A 17,938-nucleotide genomic window follows, 5' to 3' on the forward strand; every position below is an offset into this window, starting at 1 on the left:
GGCGCCGTCCGGCGGCGGACCGCCCGAGCCCGCCCCCGGTACGAGTGAAGCGTGCCCATGCGGGCGCGCACCAGGGCGCACGGGCGGGCGCCCGCCGGGCGGACCCGGCGCGCGCCCGGCGCGTCAGGATGCCGCGCGTGCCTCCTCCTTGACCCGTTCCGCGATCTGCGGCGGCATGGGTTCGTGCCGTGCGTAGCGGCGGCTGAAGCGGGCGGTGCCGTGCGACAGGGAGCGCAGGTCGACGGCGTACCGGCCGATCTCGATCTCCGGGACCTCGGCCTTGATGACGGTGCGTCCGCCGGGTGCCTGCTCGGTGCCGAGGACGCGGCCGCGCCGGCCGGACAGATCGCTCATCACGGGGCCGACGTAGTCGTCGCCGACCAGGACGCTCACCTCGGCGACCGGCTCCAGCAGGTGGATCCTGGCGTCCGCGGCGGCTTCGCGCAGCGCCAGCGCGCCGGCCGTCTGGAAGGCGGCGTCGGAGGAGTCCACCGAGTGCGCCTTGCCGTCCAGCAGGGTCACCCGCACGTCGATGAGGGGGTGCCCCGCGGCGACGCCCTTGACGGCCTGGGCGCGTACGCCCTTCTCGACCGAGGGGATGAACTGCCGCGGCACGGCGCCGCCGACCACCTTGTCCACGAATTCGATGCCCGAGCCGTTCGGCAGCGGTTCCACCTCGATCTCGCAGATGGCGAACTGTCCGTGTCCGCCGGACTGCTTGACGTGCCGGCCGCGACCGGCCGACTTGCCGCCGAAGGTCTCCCGGAGCGACACGCGGTGCGGAACGACGTCCACCTGGACGCCGTAGCGACTGCGGAGCCGTTCCAGGGCGACGTCGGCGTGGGCCTCGCCCAGGCACCACAGGACCACCTGGTGGGTGTCCTGGTTCTGTTCCAGCCGCATCGTCGGGTCCTCGGCCACCAGCCGGGCCAGGCCCTGGGAGAGCTTGTCCTCGTCCGGTTTGCTGTGCGCCTGGATGGCGAGCGGCAGCAGCGGATCGGGCATCTCCCAGGGTTCCATGAGCAGCGGGTCGTCCTTGGCGGACAGGGTGTCCCCGGTCTCCGCGCGGCTGAGTTTCGCCACACAGGCGAGGTCGCCCGCGATGACGTGCGACACCGGCCGCTGCTGTTTGCCGAAGGGCGTGGACAGGGCGCCGATGCGTTCGTCGACGTCGTGGTCCTCGTGGCCCCGGTCGGCCAGCCCGTGGCCGGAGACGTGGACGGTCTGGTCGGCGCGCAGGGTGCCGGAGAAGACGCGGATCAGGGAGATCCTGCCCACGTACGGGTCGGAGGAGGTCTTGACGACCTCGGCGACCAGCGGCGCGTCCGGGTCGCACGGCTTGAGCTCGCGCGGCTTGCCGTCCACAGTGGTCACCCGCACGGTGGCGTGTTCGAGCGGGGTGGGGAAGCCGCGGGTGATGAGTTCCAGCAGCTCGACCGTGCCGAGCCCCTGTCGGGCGCCCTCGGCGGCGGGGGCGGCGGCCAGGACGGGGAAGAACACGCCGCGTGCGACGGCCCGCTCCAGATCCTCGATCAGCGTGCCGACGTCGACCTGCTCGCCGCCGAGATAGCGGTCCATGAGGGTCTCGTCCTCGCTCTCGGCGATGATTCCCTCGATGAGCCGGCCGCGGGCGTCCTCGATGAGGGGCAGCAGTTCCTCGCCGGGCTCGGACTCCTTGCGCTCGCCGCCGGAGTAGTCGAACAGCTTCTGGGACAGCAGTCCGATCAGGCCGTGCACCGGCGCGTGCCCGTCGGGCCCCTCGGGGCCGCGCAGCGGCAGGTACAGGGGCAGTACGGCGTCGGGGTCGTCCCCGCCGAAGGCCTCCGCACAGACGCGCGTCATCTCCTCGAAGTCCGCGCGGGCCGCTTCCAGGTGGGTGATGACGATGGCGCGCGGCATGCCGACGGCCGCGCACTCGTCCCACACCATGCGGGTCGAGCCGTCCACGCCGTCCGAGGCCGAGACGACGAAAAGGGCCGCGTCCGCCGCTCGCAGACCGGCCCTGAGTTCCCCGACGAAGTCGGCGTATCCGGGGGTGTCCAGTACGTTGATCTTGATGCCCTCCCATTCGAGGGGCACCAGGGAGAGCTGCACCGATCGCTGCTGCCGGTGCTCGATGTCGTCGTAGTCGGAGACGGTGCCGCCGTCCTCCACGCGGCCCGCCCGGTTCACGGCCCCCGCGGTGAGCGCGAGAGCCTCCACCAAGGTCGTCTTGCCCGATCCGGAGTGGCCGACCAGCACCACATTCCGTACGGACGCGGGGTGGTCGGCCGCCTGTGCCCTGCCGGCGGCCCCGGGGTGTGTGTGCGCCTTGTCGCCCATGATCCTGCCTCCCGTGCACGGTGAGGTCACTGTGGGCGCGGACCCGTCGAACCCGCGTGCGGTGCGGCTCCGGCGGCGCCCGCGGTCTTTCGAGCTTTCCACTCCCGTCACGGTGCGTCCATACGAAGGACGTGATCCCGGTCCCGGCCCTGTTCACAGCGGTGCGGCCGGCGGCCCGCGGGCGGCCCGGGAGGTCTGCTCGGGTGCCCGGCCCTCGTCCGCGCGCCCGCGTGGCTACGATTGGGCGCGCCGGTGGCCAGCAGGGGCCATGCGGCCACACCGACCGTCGGGAAGGCCATGCTGAACAAGTACGCGCGTGCATTCTTCACGCGTGTCCTCACACCGTTCGCCGCGTTTCTCATCCGGCGGGGGGTCAGCCCGGACACGGTCACGCTCATCGGTACCGCGGGTGTCGTCGCGGGCGCGCTGGTCTTCTATCCCCGGGGCGAGTTCTTCTGGGGCACGGTCGTGATCACGCTGTTCGTGTTCTCCGACCTGGTGGACGGCAACATGGCCCGCCAGCTGGGCCGGTCCAGCCGCTGGGGCGCGTTCCTGGACTCGACCCTGGACCGGGTGGCCGACAGTGCCGTCTTCGGCGGTCTGGCCCTGTGGTACGCGGGCGGGGGCGACGACAACGTGCTGTGCGCGGTGTCGATCTTCTGCCTGGCCAGCGGCCAGGTGGTGTCCTACACCAAGGCGCGCGGTGAGTCGATCGGGCTGCCGGTCGCGGTCAACGGTCTGGTCGAACGGGCCGAGCGGCTGGTGATCTCGCTGGTCGCGGCCGGTCTCGCGGGCCTGCACGCCTTCGGGGTGCCCGGTATCCAGTACCTGCTGCCGGTCGCGCTGTGGATCGTCGCCGTGGGCAGCCTGGTCACGCTGATCCAGCGAGTGGTCACGGTGCGCCGGGAGTCCGCCGAGGCGGAGGCGGCCCAGTCCGCGCCGGCTGAGGAGACGCGGGGGAGCGAGGCCGCGAAGTGAGTGCCCGGGAGCGGCTCAGCGACGCCCTGTACGGCGCCGGCTGGGGCACCGTCAGAAAACTTCCCGAGCCGGTCGCCGTCCGCCTCGGCAGGACCATCGCCGACGTCGCGTGGAAGCGGCGCGGCAAGGGTGTGCTCCGGCTGGAGAGCAACTACGCGCGCGTTGTGCCCGAGGCGGGGCCGGAGCGGCTGGCCGAGCTGTCCCGCGCGGGCATGCGGTCGTATCTGCGCTACTGGATGGAGTCCTTCCGGCTGCCCGCGTGGAGCCACCGGCGCATCGCGGACTCCTTCGACGTCAAGGACCTCCACCACCTGACCGACGGCATGGAAGCCGGCAAGGGCGTGATCCTGGCCCTGCCGCACCTCGCCAACTGGGACCTGGCCGGCGCCTGGGTCACCACCAGGCTGGGCATACCCTTCACCACCGTCGCCGAGCGCCTGAAGCCGGAGACGCTCTACGACCGGTTCGTCGCCTACCGGGAGGGCCTCGGCATGGAGGTGCTGCCGCACAGCGGCGGCTCGGCCTTCGGCACCCTGGCCCGGCGGCTGCGTGACGGCGGGCTGGTCTGCCTGGTCGCCGACCGCGACCTGTCGTCCTCCGGGGTCGAGGTCGACTTCTTCGGCGAGACCGCGCGGATGCCGGCCGGACCCGCCCTGCTGGCCCAGCAGACCGGGGCCCGGCTGCTGCCGGTGACCCTCTGGTACGACGATCCGCCGGTGATGCGGGGCCGGGTCCATCCACCGGTCGAGGTACCCGTGTCAGGCACGCGGCCCGAGAAGACGTCCGTCATGACACAGGCGCTGGCCGACGCCTTCGCCACGGGGATCGCCGACCACCCGGAGGACTGGCACATGCTGCAGCGCTTGTGGCTGACGGACCTCGATCCCGCGCGGGATCCCGCGAACGCCCCTGAGCGGGACCGGAAGGGGACCTCGTGAGGATCGGCATCGTCTGCCCGTACTCCTGGGACGTGCCCGGCGGCGTCCAGTTCCACATCCGTGACCTGGCCGAGTACTTCATCCGCCTCGGCCACGACGTGTCCGTCCTCGCCCCGGCCGACGACGACACCCCGCTGCCGCCGTACGTCGTCTCGGCCGGCCGCGCGGTGCCGGTGCCGTACAACGGCTCGGTGGCGCGGCTCAACTTCGGCTTCCTGTCCGCCGCGCGGGTGCGGCGCTGGCTGCACGACGGCGCCTTCGACGTGGTGCACATCCACGAGCCGACGTCGCCCTCGCTCGGGCTGCTGACCTGCTGGGCGGCCGAGGGGCCGATCGTCGCGACCTTCCACACGTCCAACCCGCGCTCCCGCGCGATGATCGCCGCGTACGCCATCCTCCAGGCCGCCCTGGAGAAGATCAGCGCGCGGATCGCGGTGAGCGAGTACGCCCGCCGCACCCTCGTGGAGCACCTCGGCGGCGACGCGGTGGTGATCCCGAACGGCGTCGACGTCGAGTTCTTCGCCAAGGCCGAGCCCCGTCCCGAGTGGCAGGGGGACACCATCGGCTTCATCGGCCGTATCGACGAACCCCGCAAGGGCCTGCCGGTGCTGATGAAGGCCCTGCCGAAGATCCTCGCCGCCCGCCCGGACACCCGGCTGCTGGTGGCGGGGCGCGGTGACGAGGAGGAGGCCGTCGAGTCGCTGCCGCGCGAGCTGCGCCCGCGCGTGGAGTTCCTCGGCATGATCAGCGACGAGGACAAGGCCCGCCTCCTGCGCAGCGTCGACCTGTACGTGGCGCCGAACACCGGCGGCGAGAGCTTCGGCATCATCCTGGTCGAGGCGATGTCCGCGGGCGCGCCGGTGCTCGCCTCCGACCTGGACGCCTTCGCCCAGGTCCTCGACCAGGGCGCGGCCGGCGAGCTGTTCGCCAACGAGGACGCCGACGCGCTCGCCGACGCCGCCGTACGGCTCCTGGCCGATCCCGGGCGCCGCGCGGAACTGCGCGAGCGGGGCAGCGCCCACGTCCGCCGCTTCGACTGGGCCACGGTCGGCGCGGACATCCTGTCCGTGTACGAGACGGTCACGGCGGGCGCGGCCGCGGTGGCCGCCGACGACCGGGCGACGGGACTGCGGGCGCGGCTGGGGCTGGCGCGGGACCAGTGACGCGGAGCGGCGCGACGCGGTCCGGGGGCGCGGCCCGCCGTGGGGCCCGGCGGTACTAGCCTTGCGGCCCGTGACCGCAACCCTGATCTGGATCCTCGTCGCCCTCGTCGCCGTCGGCCTCTACCTGAGCTGGACGGCGGGACGCCTGGACCGGCTGCACGCCCGGATCGACGCCGCCCGCGCCGCGCTCGACGCGCAACTGCTGCGCCGCGCCTCCGTGGCCCAGGAACTGGCCACCTCCGGCGTGCTCGACCCCGCAGCGTCGATCGTGCTCTACGAGGCCGCGCACGCCGCGCGGCAGGCGGTGGAGGAACAGCGGGAGGTCGCCGAGAGCGAGCTGACCCAGGCGCTGCGCGCGGTCTTCGCCGACGCGCAGCAGGTGGACGCCGTCAAGGAGGCGCCCGGCGGCGAGGACGCCGCCCTGGAGCTGGCCGAGGCCGTCCGCAGGGTGCCGATGGCCCGCCGCTTCCACAACGACGCCGTACGGGCGGCGCGGGCCCTGCGGCGGCACCGCAAGGTGCGCTGGTTCCGGCTGGCCGGGCACGCGCCCTTCCCGATGGCCTTCGAGATGGACGACGAGCCGCCTGCCGCCCTGATCGAGCGGGCCGCGTAACGACCGGATCCGGCCATCCGTCGGTGCGCGGCCGACCGAAAAGGATCCACCGGCTTTCCATTGGCCCTTGCTGTGGCCTGGTCCGTTCCCGTTTCCTCAGTGCTGCAGAATCCCTTTTACCCCTCAGCGAGGTCATTCGTGTCCAGCACGCTCTCCGAAAACCAGGGTCCCGAGACCGGCACCGCCCGCGTGAAGCGCGGCATGGCCGAGCAGCTCAAGGGCGGCGTGATCATGGACGTCGTCACGCCGGAGCAGGCCAAGATCGCCGAGGACGCCGGCGCCGTCGCCGTCATGGCCCTGGAGCGGGTCCCCGCCGACATCCGCAAGGACGGCGGCGTGGCCCGGATGTCCGACCCGGACATGATCGAGGGCATCATCGGCGCGGTCTCCATCCCCGTGATGGCCAAGTCCCGCATCGGCCACTTCGTCGAGGCCCAGGTGCTGCAGTCGCTCGGCGTGGACTACATCGACGAGTCCGAGGTGCTCACCCCCGCCGACGAGGTCAACCACTCCGACAAGTGGGCGTTCACCACCCCCTTCGTCTGCGGTGCCACCAACCTGGGCGAGGCCCTGCGCCGCATCGCCGAGGGCGCCGCCATGATCCGCTCCAAGGGCGAGGCCGGCACCGGCAACGTCGTCGAGGCCGTACGCCACCTGCGCCAGATCAAGAACGAGATCGCCAGGCTGCGCGGCTTCGACAACCACGAGCTGTACGCCGCCGCCAAGGAGCTGCGTGCCCCGTACGAGCTGGTCAAGGAGGTCGCCGAGCTGGGCAAGCTCCCCGTCGTGCTGTTCTCCGCCGGCGGTGTGGCCACCCCCGCCGACGCCGCGCTGATGCGCCAGCTCGGTGCCGAGGGCGTCTTCGTCGGCTCCGGCATCTTCAAGTCCGGCGACCCCGCCAAGCGCGCGGCCGCCATCGTCAAGGCCACCACCTTCTACGACGACCCGAAGATCATCGCGGATGCGTCCCGCAACCTCGGCGAGGCCATGGTCGGCATCAACTGCGACACCCTCCCCGAGACCGAGCGCTACGCCAACCGCGGCTGGTAATCCGCCGATGAGCGACGCACCTGTCATAGGAGTCCTGGCCCTCCAGGGCGACGTACGGGAGCACCTCGCCGCCCTGGCCGCGGCCGACGCCGTGGCCAGACCGGTCAGGCGTCCCGAGGAACTCGCCGAGGCCGACGGCCTCGTCATCCCGGGCGGAGAGTCCACCACCATCTCCAAGCTGGCCGTCCTCTTCGGAGTGATGGAACCCCTCCGCGCGCGCGTGCGGGACGGCATGCCCGTCTACGGCACCTGCGCCGGCATGATCATGCTGGCCGACAAGATCCTCGATCCCCGCTCGGGGCAGGAGACCATCGGCGGCATCGACATGATCGTGCGCCGCAACGCCTTCGGACGGCAGAACGAGTCCTTCGAGGCTGCGGTCGACGTCAAGGGCGTCACGGGCGAACCCGTGGAGGGCGTCTTCATCCGCGCCCCCTGGGTGGAGTCCGTCGGCGCGGGCGCCGAGGTGCTCGCCGAGCACGACGGACACATCGTCGCGGTGCGCCAGGGCAACGCCCTGGCCACGTCGTTCCACCCGGAACTCACCGGCGACCACCGCGTGCACGCCCTGTTCGTCGAGATGACACGGGCGAAGCGGACGGCCGAGTCCTTGTAGGATTCCTGCGTTCGTTGCAGAGATGGGTTACGCGAAGGAGACAGGCAGATGTCCGGCCACTCTAAATGGGCCACGACGAAGCACAAGAAGGCCGTGATCGATGCCAAGCGCGGCAAGCTCTTCGCGAAGCTGATCAAGAACATCGAGGTCGCCGCGCGGATGGGCGGCGTCGACCTGGAGGGCAACCCCACGCTCTACGACGCCGTCCAGAAGGCCAAGAAGCAGTCGGTGCCCAACAAGAACATCGACTCCGCCATCAAGCGCGGCGGCGGCCTCGAAGCGGGCGGTGCCGACTACGAGACCATCATGTACGAGGGCTACGGACCCAACGGTGTCGCGGTGCTCATCGAGTGCCTCACCGACAACCGCAACCGTGCCGCCTCGGACGTGCGCGTCGCCATGACCCGCAACGGCGGCTCCATGGCCGACCCGGGCTCGGTGTCGTACCTGTTCAACCGCAAAGGCGTGGTCATCGTCCCCAAGGGCGAGCTGACCGAGGACGACGTCCTCGCCGCGGTCCTGGACGCGGGCGCCGAGGAGGTCAACGACCTCGGCGAGAGCTTCGAGGTGATCAGCGAGGCCACCGACCTGGTCGCCGTGCGCACCGCCCTGCAGGACGCCGGCATCGACTACGACTCCGCCGAGGCCAACTTCGTCCCGACCATGCAGGTCGAGCTGGACGAGGAGGGTGCCAAGAAGATCTTCAAGCTGATCGACGCCCTGGAGGACAGCGACGACGTGCAGAACGTCTTCGCCAACTTCGACGTGAGCGACGAGATCATGGAGAAGGCCGACGCGTAACGCGTCCACTGCTTCAGCGGGCCGGCGGGACACACCCCGTCGGCCCGTCGCTCTGTCAGTGGCACCCGATAGCCTGCACAAACAGGTGATCGAGGGAAGGGGCCGACGCGTGCGCGTGCTGGGGGTGGACCCGGGGCTGACCCGCTGCGGCGTCGGCGTCGTGGAGGGCGTGGCCGGGCGGCCGCTCACCATGCTCGGGGTGGGCGTCATGCGCACACCGGCGGACGCCGACCTCGGCCAGCGCCTCGTCGCCGTCGAGCAGGGCCTCGAACAGTGGCTGGACGAGCACCGGCCCGAGTTCGTCGCCGTGGAGCGCGTCTTCAGCCAGCACAACGTGCGCACGGTGATGGGCACCGCCCAGGCCAGCGCGGTGGCGATCCTGTGCGCCACCCGCCGCGGCATCCCCGTCGCCCTGCACACACCCAGCGAGGTCAAGGCCGCCGTCACCGGCTCGGGCCGCGCGGACAAGGCGCAGGTCGGCGCCATGGTCACCCGGCTGCTGCGGCTCGACGCGCCGCCCCGGCCCGCCGATGCCGCCGACGCCCTCGCGCTCGCCATCTGCCACATCTGGCGCGCCCCCGCGCACAACCGCCTCCAGCAGGCCGTCGCCCGGCACGCCTCGCCAGCGCCCCGCGCGTCCCGCACTCCGCACGCATCGAAAGGCCGTACGGCATGATCGCCTTCGTCAGCGGCACGGTCGCCGCCCTCGCCCCCGACGCCGCGGTGATCGAGGTCGGCGGCGTCGGCATGGCCGTCCAGTGCACGCCGAACACCCTGTCCGCGCTCCGCGTCGGCCAGTCCGCGAAACTCGCCACCTCCCTCGTCGTCCGCGAGGACTCCCTGACCCTGTACGGCTTCGCCGACGACGACGAGCGCCAGGTCTTCGAGCTGCTCCAGACCGCCAGCGGCGTCGGCCCGCGGCTCGCCCAGGCGATGCTCGCCGTGCACGCCCCCGACGCCCTGCGCAGAGCCGTCGCCACGGGAGACGAGAAGGCGCTGACCGCCGTCCCCGGCATCGGCAAGAAGGGTGCCCAGAAGCTGCTCCTGGAGCTGAAGGGCCGCCTCGGCGAGCCCGTCGGCGCCCCCGCCGTCGGCGCACCGGTCAGCGCCGGCTGGCGCGACCAGCTGCACGCGGCTCTCATCGGCCTCGGCTACGCCACCCGCGAGGCCGACGAGGCCGTGGCCGCCGTGACCCCCCAGGCCGAGGCCGCCGGGGGCACCCCGCAGGTGGGCCAGTTGCTGAAGGCGGCCCTCCGGACGCTGAACCGAGCCCGCTGACCGCGCCCGATCACCCGTACTCAGAGCTGAGGCACACGCACATGAACTGGGACGACAGGACCGACACCGCCGCCGGCGAGCCGAGCGCAGGACCCGCCGGTGAGCGGCTGGTGGGACCGGTCGCCGACGGTGAGGACCAGGCCGTCGAGGCCGCGCTGCGCCCCAAGGACCTGGGCGAGTTCATCGGCCAGGAGAAGGTCCGCGAACAGCTCGACCTGGTCCTGCGCGCCGCACGCGCGCGCGGCGCCACCGCCGACCACGTGCTGCTCTCCGGAGCCCCCGGCCTCGGCAAGACCACTCTCTCCATGATCATCGCGGCCGAGATGGAAGCCCCCATCCGCATCACCTCGGGCCCCGCCATCCAGCACGCCGGCGATCTCGCGGCCATCCTCTCCTCCCTCCAGGAGGGCGAGGTCCTCTTCCTCGACGAGATCCACCGCATGTCCCGGCCCGCCGAGGAGATGCTCTACATGGCGATGGAGGACTTCCGCGTCGACGTCATCGTCGGCAAGGGCCCCGGCGCCACCGCCATCCCGCTCGAGCTGCCGCCCTTCACCCTCGTCGGCGCCACCACCCGGGCCGGCCTGCTGCCGCCCCCGCTGCGCGACCGCTTCGGCTTCACCGCGCACATGGAGTTCTACGAGCCGGCCGAACTGGAGCGGGTCGTCCACCGCTCGGCGAGCCTGCTCGACGTGGAGATCGAACCGGAGGGCGCCGCCGAGATCGCCGGCCGCTCCCGGGGCACACCCCGCATCGCCAACCGCCTGCTGCGCCGCGTGAGGGACTATGCGCAGGTCAAGGCCGACGGGCTGATCACCAAGGACATCGCGGCGGCCGCCCTGGCCGTCTACGAGGTCGACGCCCGTGGCCTGGACCGGCTGGACCGGGCGGTGCTCGAGGCCCTGCTCAAGCTGTTCGGCGGCGGACCGGTCGGCCTGTCCACACTCGCCGTCGCGGTGGGGGAGGAGCGTGAGACCGTGGAGGAGGTGGCGGAGCCCTTCCTGGTACGGGAGGGACTGCTCGCCCGCACCCCGCGCGGACGGGTCGCCACCCCGGCGGCATGGGCGCACCTCGGCCTCGTGCCACCCCGCTCCACGGCCGCCGGAAACGGACAAGGGGACCTGTTCGGGGCGTGACGGCGAGCACGCTGGCCCCGGCAGGAACCCGGGTGCCATGCTGAGCGTTGTTCCCTTGGTGCGGACTCGCTTAGACTCCGCCGATGCCGCCCTTGCCGGCGGCGCCCCATACCCCCAACCATCAGGCCGTTCACCATCGCGGTCGTGTGAAGGAAGTTCCGACCCGTGAGTCTCCTGACCCTCCTCCCGTTCATTGTGCTCATCGGGGCCATGTTCCTGATGACCCGGTCGGCCAAGAAGAAGCAGCAGCAGGCCATCGAGATGCGGAACCAGATGCAGCCCGGTTCCGGCGTCCGCACCATCGGGGGCATGTACGCCACGGTCAAGGAGGTCAACGAGGACACCGTCCTCCTCGACGCCGGCCCGGGTGTGGAGCTGCTGTTCGCCAAGAACTCGATCGGTGCCGTGCTCACGGACGACGAGTACAACCGCATCGTCCACGGCATCGAGCACGACCTGAAGTCCGACGCCGACGTCGTCCCCGACGACGCCTCCTCCCTCACCGAGACCGACGACTCCTCCGACGCTGCCGCCGCCTCCGACGACACGCCTGTCGACCTCGGCAAGAAGGACGCGGCCGACGAGCCGGCCGACGCCGAACCCGCCGACCAGGCCAAGGCGGACGCACAGCCGAAGAAGTCCGAAGGCGACTCCGAAGCGAAGTAGTCATCTCCCGGGGCGCGCGGGCGGCTGCCCGCGCGCCCCGGGACATGCCCAGCTCGCACGGAATCCCGACACCATGTCATGGCCGCCCGCGCCCCGACCCGGCGCGAAGCGGCCCGAGAGGGAGTACGAGAAGGTGGCAGCACTCAAAAAGGGACGGAACGCGAGCGCCACAAGCAAGCCGTGGCGCTCGCTCGCTCTGATCCTGATCGCCATCGTGGCGCTCACCGGAGGCATGTTCGCCTCGGGGCACACCACCCCGCGTCTCGGCATCGACCTGGCCGGCGGCACGAGCATCACGCTGGCAGCGGTGCCGGAGGCCGGCCAGGAGTCCGCGATCAACGAGACCAACATGAAGACCGCGGTCTCCATCATGGAGCGGCGTGTCAACGGTCTCGGCGTCTCCGAGGCCGAGGTCCAGACCCAGGGCACCCGCAACATCATCGTCAACATTCCCAAGGGCACGAACTCCAGGCAGGCCCGGGAACAGGTCGGCACCACCGCCAAGCTCTACTTCCGCCCCGTCGTCGCCACCGAGCTCGCCGGTGGAGGAGCCGCCCCGACGCCCAGCGCGACCGGCGACGACGCGGAGCAGGACGCCGGCAAGGACAAGGCCACCGACGACGCCACGGACAAGGCGACCGACGGTTCCTCCCCGTCCTCCTCCGCCAGCCCGAACGCGAGCGCCACCACCCAGGGCCGCGCGGTCACCGACGCCCTCAAGGCCGACGAGAGCCCCGCCGCCTCCCCGAGCGGCTCGGCCGACGACAAGGACGGCGCCGCGGCCGACCCCTCCCCGTCCGCCACCGACGGCGCCGCAGGCAGCGACGACAGCAAGCTCCAGGCCCAGTACGCCGCGCTCGACTGCACCAAGGAGAGCGTCCGCGCCAAGGCCGGTGACGGCGCCAAGGCCGGCGACTCGACCGTCGCCTGCGGCCAGAACTCCCAGGGCGAGTGGCAGAAGTACATCCTCGGCCCCGCCGCCGTCGACGGCACGGACGTCGACGAGGCCGACGCCGTGCTGAACACGCAGACCGGTGCCGGCTGGGTCGTCACGATGAAGTTCACCGACGGCGGCGCCAAGAAGTTCGCCGACATCACCGGCGAACTCGCCACGAAGCAGTCCCCCCAGAACCAGTTCGCCATCGTCCTGGACAACGAAGTCGTCTCCGACCCGTACGTCAGCCAGGCCCTGACCGGCGGCAACGCCGAGATCTCCGGCAACTTCAACCAGCAGTCGGCGCAGGAACTGGCCAACATGCTGTCCTACGGCGCCCTGCCGCTGACCTTCCGCGAGGACAGCGTCACCACCGTGACCGCCGCCCTCGGCGGCGAGCAGCTCCGGGCCGGACTGATCGCCGGCGCCATCGGCCTCGCCCTGGTCGTCCTCTACCTGCTGGTCTACTACCGCGGCCTGTCCTTCATCGCCATCGCCTCGCTGCTGGTCTCCGCGGCCCTCACCTACGTGATCATGTCGCTGCTCGGCCCGGCCATCGGCTTCGCGCTGAACCTGCCCGCCGTGTGCGGCGCCATCGTCGCGATCGGCATCACGGCGGACTCGTTCATCGTGTTCTTCGAACGGGTCAGGGACGAGATCCGCGAGGGCCGCACGCTGCGTCCCTCCGTGGAGCGCGCCTGGCCGCGCGCCCGGCGCACCATCCTGGTCTCCGACTTCGTGTCGTTCCTCGCCGCGGCCGTGCTCTTCGTCGTCACCGTCGGCAAGGTCCAGGGCTTCGCGTTCACCCTGGGTCTGACCACCGTGCTCGACGTCGTCGTGGTGTTCCTCTTCACCAAGCCGCTGCTCACGCTGATGGCCCGCCGGAAGTTCTTCTCCTCCGGCCACAAGTGGTCCGGCCTCGACCCGAAGGCACTGGGCGCGAAACCACCGCTGCGCCGCACCCGCCGTCCCTCCGCCCCCGTCCAGACGAAGGAGGCCTGAGCGATGTCGAGACTCGGCACCCTCGGCGCCCGGTTGCACCACGGTGAAATCGGCTACGACTTCGTCAAGAACCGCAAGATCTGGTACGGCATCTCCATCCTGATCACCATCACGGCCATCCTCGGCCTGGCGGTGCGCGGCCTGCACATGGGCATCGAGTTCCAGGGCGGAGCCGTCTTCACCACCCCGAAGAACATGAGCGTCTCGGTCGCCACGGCCGAGGGGTACGCGGAGGACGCCTCCGGCCACGACGCCATCGTCCAGAAGCTCGGCGACGGCAGCCTGCGCATCCAGGTCGCCGGCATCGACACCAAGACCTCGGACGGCATCAAGGACCAACTGGCCGAGGACCTCAAGGTCGACGGGGAGCAGATCAACGCCGAGCTGGTCGGGCCCAGCTGGGGCGAGCAGATCGCCAACAAGGCCTGGCAGGGCCTGGGCATCTTCATGTTCCTCGTCGTGATCTATCTGGCGATCGCGTTCGAATGGCGCATGGCGCTCGCCGCGTTCGTCGCGCTGATCCACGACATCACCATCACCGTGGGCATCTACGCCCTCGTCGGCTTCGAGGTCACACCGGGCACGGTGATCGGTCTGCTGACGATCCTCGGCTACTCGCTGTACGACACGGTCGTCGTCTTCGACAGCCTCAAGGAACAGACCAGGGACATCACCAAACAGACCCGCTGGACCTACAGCGAGATCGCCAACCGCTCCATCAACAGCACCCTGGTCCGCTCCATCAACACCACGGTGGTCGCGCTGCTGCCGGTCGCGGGCCTGCTGTTCATCGGCGGCGGCGTCCTCGGCGCCGGCATGCTGAACGACATCTCGCTGTCGCTGTTCGTCGGCCTCGCCGCCGGCGCGTACTCCTCGATCTTCATCGCCACCCCGCTCGTCGCCGACCTCAAGGAGCTCGAGCCCGGAATGAAGTCGCTCAAGAAGCGCGTCATGGCCAAGCGCGCGCAGGCGGACGCGGGGGAGGGCCGGCCCGCCCCGGTCGCCGTCGGCGCGGACCAGGGCGAGGCGGAGGACGCCGCGCCGGCGGTCGTCGGCCCGCGCAGCCGGCCCGCGTCCCGCGGCCGCGGCCGCGGCCGTCCCTCGGGGAAGCGCCGATGACCGGCGCCGTCGACGTCACGGCCCTGCTCCTCAGCCGGATCCGTGATGTGGCCGACTACCCGGAGCCGGGGGTGATGTTCAAGGACATCACCCCGCTCCTGGCCGACCCCGACGCGTTCACCGCGCTCAGCGAGGCCCTCGCCGGCATCGCCCGGAGCACCGGCGCCACCAAGGTCGTCGGTCTCGAGGCCCGGGGCTTCATCCTCGGCGCCCCGGTCGCGGTCCGGGCCGGCCTCGGCTTCATCCCCGTACGCAAGGCGGGCAAGCTCCCCGGAGCCACCCTCCGCCAGGCCTACGACCTGGAGTACGGCTCCGCCGAGATCGAGGTGCACGCCGAGGACCTGAGCGCCGGGGACCGCATCCTGGTGGTCGACGACGTCCTCGCCACCGGAGGCACCGCCGAGGCGTCCATCCAGCTCATCCGCAGGGCGGGCGCCGACGTCGCGGGCCTCGCCGTGCTGATGGAGCTCGGCTTCCTCGGCGGCCGGGCCCGGGTGGAGCCGGCCCTGGCGGGGGCCCCGCTGGAGGCGCTGCTCACCGTCTGACCCGGCCACCCACCAGGCAGAACACCGCAGAACCGCACCACACGGGCGGACCCGGAGGAATCCGGCGTCCGCCTCGTGCGTTTCCGGGGTAGACGGTCCTCACATCGCTCCGGAGGCGATCCGAGGGGAGGGGATCGCTACCATGGGGGCTCCGGAGCCTGACCGGGGGACCCGGATCGCGCACGAGGAGCCCTCTTGCCAGACGAGGCCCAGCACCTGACCGCCGCCAAGCCCGAGTCCGCCTCGGCGGCCGCGGCGAAGCCCGCGCCGAGCGCGCCCCACGCGACGAAGAACGACACGCGCGGGCCGGTCCAGCATGCCCAGTCCGCCCCCGTCGACAAGCCCGAGCAGCCGCGTCCCAAGCCGGGCCCGCCCGAGCGCTCCGCCCCCCTGACGACCCGGCCCAACACCGGCCAGCCGGCCCGCTCCGGCTCCTCCAACCGCGTCCGCGCCCGCCTCGCCCGGCTCGGTGTCCAGCGCGCCAACCCGTACAACCCGGTCCTCGAGCCGCTGCTGCGCATCGTCCGCGGCAACGACCCCAAGATCGAGAACGCCACGCTGCGCCAGATCGAGCGCGCCTACCAGGTCGCCGAGCGCTGGCACCGCGGCCAGAAGCGCAAGAGCGGCGACCCCTACATCACGCATCCGCTCGCCGTCACCACCATCCTCGCCGAGCTGGGCATGGACCCGGCCACGCTGATGGCGGGCCTGCTGCACGACACCGTCGAGGACACCGAGTACGGCCTGGAGGACCTGCGCCGCGACTTCGGCGACGTGGTCACCCTCCTCGTCGACGGCGTCACCAAGCTGGACAAGGTCAAGTTCGGCGAGGCCGCCCAGGCCGAGACCGTGCGCAAGATGGTCGTCGCCATGGCCAAGGACCCCCGGGTCCTGGTCATCAAGCTCGCCGACCGCCTGCACAACATGCGCACCATGCGCTACCTCAAGCGCGAGAAGCAGGAGAAGAAGGCGCGCGAGACCCTGGAGATCTACGCGCCGCTCGCCCACCGCCTGGGCATGAACACCATCAAGTGGGAACTGGAGGACCTCGCCTTCGCGATCCTCTACCCCAAGATGTACGACGAGATCGTCCGCCTGGTCGCCGAGCGCGCCCCCAAGCGCGACGAGTACCTGGCCATCGTCACCGACGAGGTGCAGCAGGACCTGCGCGCCGCCCGCATCAAGGCCACCGTCACCGGCCGCCCCAAGCACTACTACAGCGTCTACCAGAAGATGATCGTCCGCGGCCGCGACTTCGCGGAGATCTACGACCTGGTGGGCATCCGCGTCCTCGTGGACACCGTCCGCGACTGCTATGCGGCCCTCGGCACGGTGCACGCGCGATGGAACCCGGTCCCCGGCCGGTTCAAGGACTACATCGCGATGCCCAAGTTCAACATGTACCAGTCGCTGCACACGACGGTCATCGGCCCCGGCGGCAAGCCCGTGGAGCTGCAGATCCGCACCTTCGACATGCACCGCCGCGCCGAGTACGGCATCGCCGCGCACTGGAAGTACAAGCAGGAGGCCGTGGCCGGCGCCTCCAAGGTGCGCACCGATGTGCCCAAGGGCTCCGGCAAGGACAAGGACGCCATCAACGACATGGCGTGGCTGCGGCAGCTCCTGGACTGGCAGAAGGAGACCGAGGACCCGGGCGAGTTCCTGGAGTCCCTGCGCTTCGACCTGTCCCGCAACGAGGTGTTCGTCTTCACCCCCAAGGGCGACGTCATAGCGCTGCCCGCGGGTGCCACCCCCGTGGACTTCGCGTACGCGGTCCACACCGAGGTCGGCCACCGCACCATAGGGGCGCGGGTCAACGGCCGCCTCGTACCGCTGGAATCCACCCTCGACAACGGCGACCTGGTGGAGGTCTTCACCTCCAAGGCGCCCGGCGCGGGCCCCTCCCGCGACTGGCTCGGCTTCGTGAAGTCGCCGCGTGCCCGCAACAAGATCCGCGCCTGGTTCTCCAAGGAGCGCCGCGACGAGGCCATCGAGCAGGGCAAGGACTCCATCGTCCGCGCGATGCGCAAGCAGAACCTGCCGATCCAGCGCATCCTCACCGGCGACTCCCTGGTCACGCTGGCGCACGAGATGCGCTACTCCGACATCTCCGCGCTGTACGCGGCGATCGGCGAGGGCCATGTCTCCGCGCAGAACATCGTGCAGAAGCTGGTGCAGGCCCTCGGCGGGGAGGAGGCGGCCACCGAGGAGATCGACGAGAGCGTCCCGCCGGCCCGCCGCCGCAAGCGCCGCTCCAGCGCCGACCCCGGCGTCATCGTCAAGGGCGTCGAAGACGTCTGGGTCAAACTGGCCCGGTGCTGCACCCCGGTCCCCGGTGACCCGATCATCGGCTTCGTGACCCGCGGCAGCGGCGTCTCGGTGCACCGCAGCGACTGCGTCAACGTCGACTCGCTCTCCCGTGAGCCCGAGCGGATCCTCGAGGTCGAGTGGGCGCCCACCCAGTCCTCCGTCTTCCTGGTCGCCATCCAGGTCGAGGCCCTCGACCGCTCCCGGCTGCTCTCGGACGTCACGCGCGTGCTGTCCGACCAGCACGTCAACATCCTCTCCGCGGCCGTCCAGACCTCCCGCGACCGCGTCGCCACCTCCCGCTTCACCTTCGAGATGGGCGACCCGAAGCACCTGGGCCACGTCCTGAAGGCCGTACGCGGCGTGGAGGGCGTCTACGACGTCTACCGGGTGACCTCGGCGCGCAACCGCACGTAGTCACACGGAAGCGGGCCCGCACACCGGTGGTGTGCGGGCCCGCTTCCGTGTCT

The 17,938-nt window shown here is 71.3% G+C and carries 16 protein-coding genes; 15 read left to right on the forward strand and 1 reads right to left on the reverse strand.

All coding sequences use genetic code 11. From position 1 onward, the window contains the following. Nucleotides 1-123 precede the first annotated feature (123 nt). Entirely contained in the window at nucleotides 124-2,322 is a 2,199-nt protein-coding gene (locus AC5L3C_RS31320; protein ID WP_493652398.1) for an elongation factor G-like protein EF-G2, read from the reverse strand. Nucleotides 2,323-2,562: 240 nt separating this feature from the next. On the opposite strand from AC5L3C_RS31320, the gene pgsA reads away from it, so the two are divergent. The 15 genes from pgsA to relA all read left to right on the forward strand — a co-directional run bounded on the left by pgsA (nucleotide 2,563) and on the right by relA (nucleotide 17,885). After that, a complete protein-coding gene (gene pgsA, locus AC5L3C_RS31325; protein ID WP_493652400.1) occupies nucleotides 2,563-3,300 on the forward strand; it encodes a phosphatidylinositol phosphate synthase in 738 nt (245 codons plus the stop codon). After that, entirely contained in the window at nucleotides 3,297-4,238 is a 942-nt protein-coding gene (locus AC5L3C_RS31330) for a phosphatidylinositol mannoside acyltransferase (protein ID WP_493652401.1), read from the forward strand. The genes pgsA and AC5L3C_RS31330 overlap by 4 nt, the downstream gene beginning before the upstream one ends. Then, nucleotides 4,235-5,401, forward strand: a complete 1,167-nt coding sequence (locus tag AC5L3C_RS31335; protein WP_493652403.1) for a glycosyltransferase family 4 protein — start codon at nucleotides 4,235-4,237, stop codon at nucleotides 5,399-5,401. Before AC5L3C_RS31330 ends, AC5L3C_RS31335 begins: the two co-directional genes overlap by 4 nt. A 70-nt stretch (nucleotides 5,402-5,471) precedes the next feature. Continuing rightward, nucleotides 5,472-6,014, forward strand: a complete 543-nt coding sequence (locus AC5L3C_RS31340) for a LemA family protein (protein WP_493652405.1) — start codon at nucleotides 5,472-5,474, stop codon at nucleotides 6,012-6,014. Between the two features lie 138 nt (nucleotides 6,015-6,152). Then, nucleotides 6,153-7,064 (forward strand): pyridoxal 5'-phosphate synthase lyase subunit PdxS, encoded by a 912-nt coding sequence (gene pdxS, locus AC5L3C_RS31345; protein ID WP_125508137.1) that lies wholly within the window; start codon nucleotides 6,153-6,155, stop codon nucleotides 7,062-7,064. 7 nt (nucleotides 7,065-7,071) lie between these two features. Then, nucleotides 7,072-7,680, forward strand: a complete 609-nt coding sequence (gene pdxT / locus AC5L3C_RS31350; protein ID WP_493652406.1) for a pyridoxal 5'-phosphate synthase glutaminase subunit PdxT — start codon at nucleotides 7,072-7,074, stop codon at nucleotides 7,678-7,680. A 48-nt stretch (nucleotides 7,681-7,728) separates the two neighbouring features. Further along, nucleotides 7,729-8,481, forward strand: coding sequence for a YebC/PmpR family DNA-binding transcriptional regulator (locus AC5L3C_RS31355; RefSeq protein ID WP_493652407.1), 753 nt, complete (start codon nucleotides 7,729-7,731; stop codon nucleotides 8,479-8,481). A gap of 109 nt (nucleotides 8,482-8,590) precedes the next feature. Further along, nucleotides 8,591-9,157, forward strand: a complete 567-nt coding sequence (gene ruvC / locus AC5L3C_RS31360; protein ID WP_493652408.1) for a crossover junction endodeoxyribonuclease RuvC — start codon at nucleotides 8,591-8,593, stop codon at nucleotides 9,155-9,157. After that, nucleotides 9,154-9,759 (forward strand): Holliday junction branch migration protein RuvA, encoded by a 606-nt coding sequence (ruvA, locus tag AC5L3C_RS31365; RefSeq protein WP_493652410.1) that lies wholly within the window; start codon nucleotides 9,154-9,156, stop codon nucleotides 9,757-9,759. Before ruvC ends, ruvA begins: the two co-directional genes overlap by 4 nt. Before the next feature lie 41 nt (nucleotides 9,760-9,800). Then, the gene (gene ruvB, locus AC5L3C_RS31370; protein ID WP_493652411.1) at nucleotides 9,801-10,895 is read left to right on the forward strand and encodes a Holliday junction branch migration DNA helicase RuvB; all 1,095 of its coding nucleotides are present in this window, start codon (nucleotides 9,801-9,803) and stop codon (nucleotides 10,893-10,895) included. 165 nt (nucleotides 10,896-11,060) lie between these two features. Continuing rightward, complete coding sequence (gene yajC / locus AC5L3C_RS31375; protein ID WP_125508149.1) at nucleotides 11,061-11,561, forward strand: preprotein translocase subunit YajC; 501 nt, start codon at nucleotides 11,061-11,063, stop codon at nucleotides 11,559-11,561. Between the two features lie 133 nt (nucleotides 11,562-11,694). Then, nucleotides 11,695-13,497: a protein translocase subunit SecD gene (gene secD, locus AC5L3C_RS31380; protein WP_493652413.1), complete on the forward strand. Its 1,803-nt coding sequence runs from the start codon at nucleotides 11,695-11,697 to the stop codon at nucleotides 13,495-13,497. A 3-nt stretch (nucleotides 13,498-13,500) separates the two neighbouring features. After that, nucleotides 13,501-14,616 (forward strand): protein translocase subunit SecF, encoded by a 1,116-nt coding sequence (secF, locus tag AC5L3C_RS31385; RefSeq protein WP_493652415.1) that lies wholly within the window; start codon nucleotides 13,501-13,503, stop codon nucleotides 14,614-14,616. Further along, nucleotides 14,613-15,161: an adenine phosphoribosyltransferase gene (locus tag AC5L3C_RS31390; protein ID WP_125508155.1), complete on the forward strand. Its 549-nt coding sequence runs from the start codon at nucleotides 14,613-14,615 to the stop codon at nucleotides 15,159-15,161. The genes secF and AC5L3C_RS31390 overlap by 4 nt, the downstream gene beginning before the upstream one ends. A 195-nt stretch (nucleotides 15,162-15,356) precedes the next feature. Next, the gene (relA, locus tag AC5L3C_RS31395; protein WP_493652417.1) at nucleotides 15,357-17,885 is read left to right on the forward strand and encodes a GTP pyrophosphokinase; all 2,529 of its coding nucleotides are present in this window, start codon (nucleotides 15,357-15,359) and stop codon (nucleotides 17,883-17,885) included. The last annotated feature ends 53 nt before the right edge of the window (nucleotides 17,886-17,938 follow it).

This window comes from Streptomyces speibonae (assembly GCF_984686075.1).

Excerpts from the sequence above, each read along its gene's own strand:
- AC5L3C_RS31320 (WP_493652398.1), bottom strand. The coding sequence starts at position 2,322 with ATGGGCGACAAGGCGCACACACACCCCGGGGCCGCCGGCAGGGCACAG.
- pdxT (WP_493652406.1), top strand. The coding sequence starts at position 7,072 with ATGAGCGACGCACCTGTCATAGGAGTCCTGGCCCTCCAGGGCGACGTA.
- AC5L3C_RS31355 (WP_493652407.1), top strand. The coding sequence starts at position 7,729 with ATGTCCGGCCACTCTAAATGGGCCACGACGAAGCACAAGAAGGCCGTG.
- ruvA (WP_493652410.1), top strand. The coding sequence starts at position 9,154 with ATGATCGCCTTCGTCAGCGGCACGGTCGCCGCCCTCGCCCCCGACGCC.
- ruvB (WP_493652411.1), top strand. The coding sequence starts at position 9,801 with ATGAACTGGGACGACAGGACCGACACCGCCGCCGGCGAGCCGAGCGCA.
- secF (WP_493652415.1), top strand. The coding sequence starts at position 13,501 with ATGTCGAGACTCGGCACCCTCGGCGCCCGGTTGCACCACGGTGAAATC.
- AC5L3C_RS31390 (WP_125508155.1), top strand. The coding sequence starts at position 14,613 with ATGACCGGCGCCGTCGACGTCACGGCCCTGCTCCTCAGCCGGATCCGT.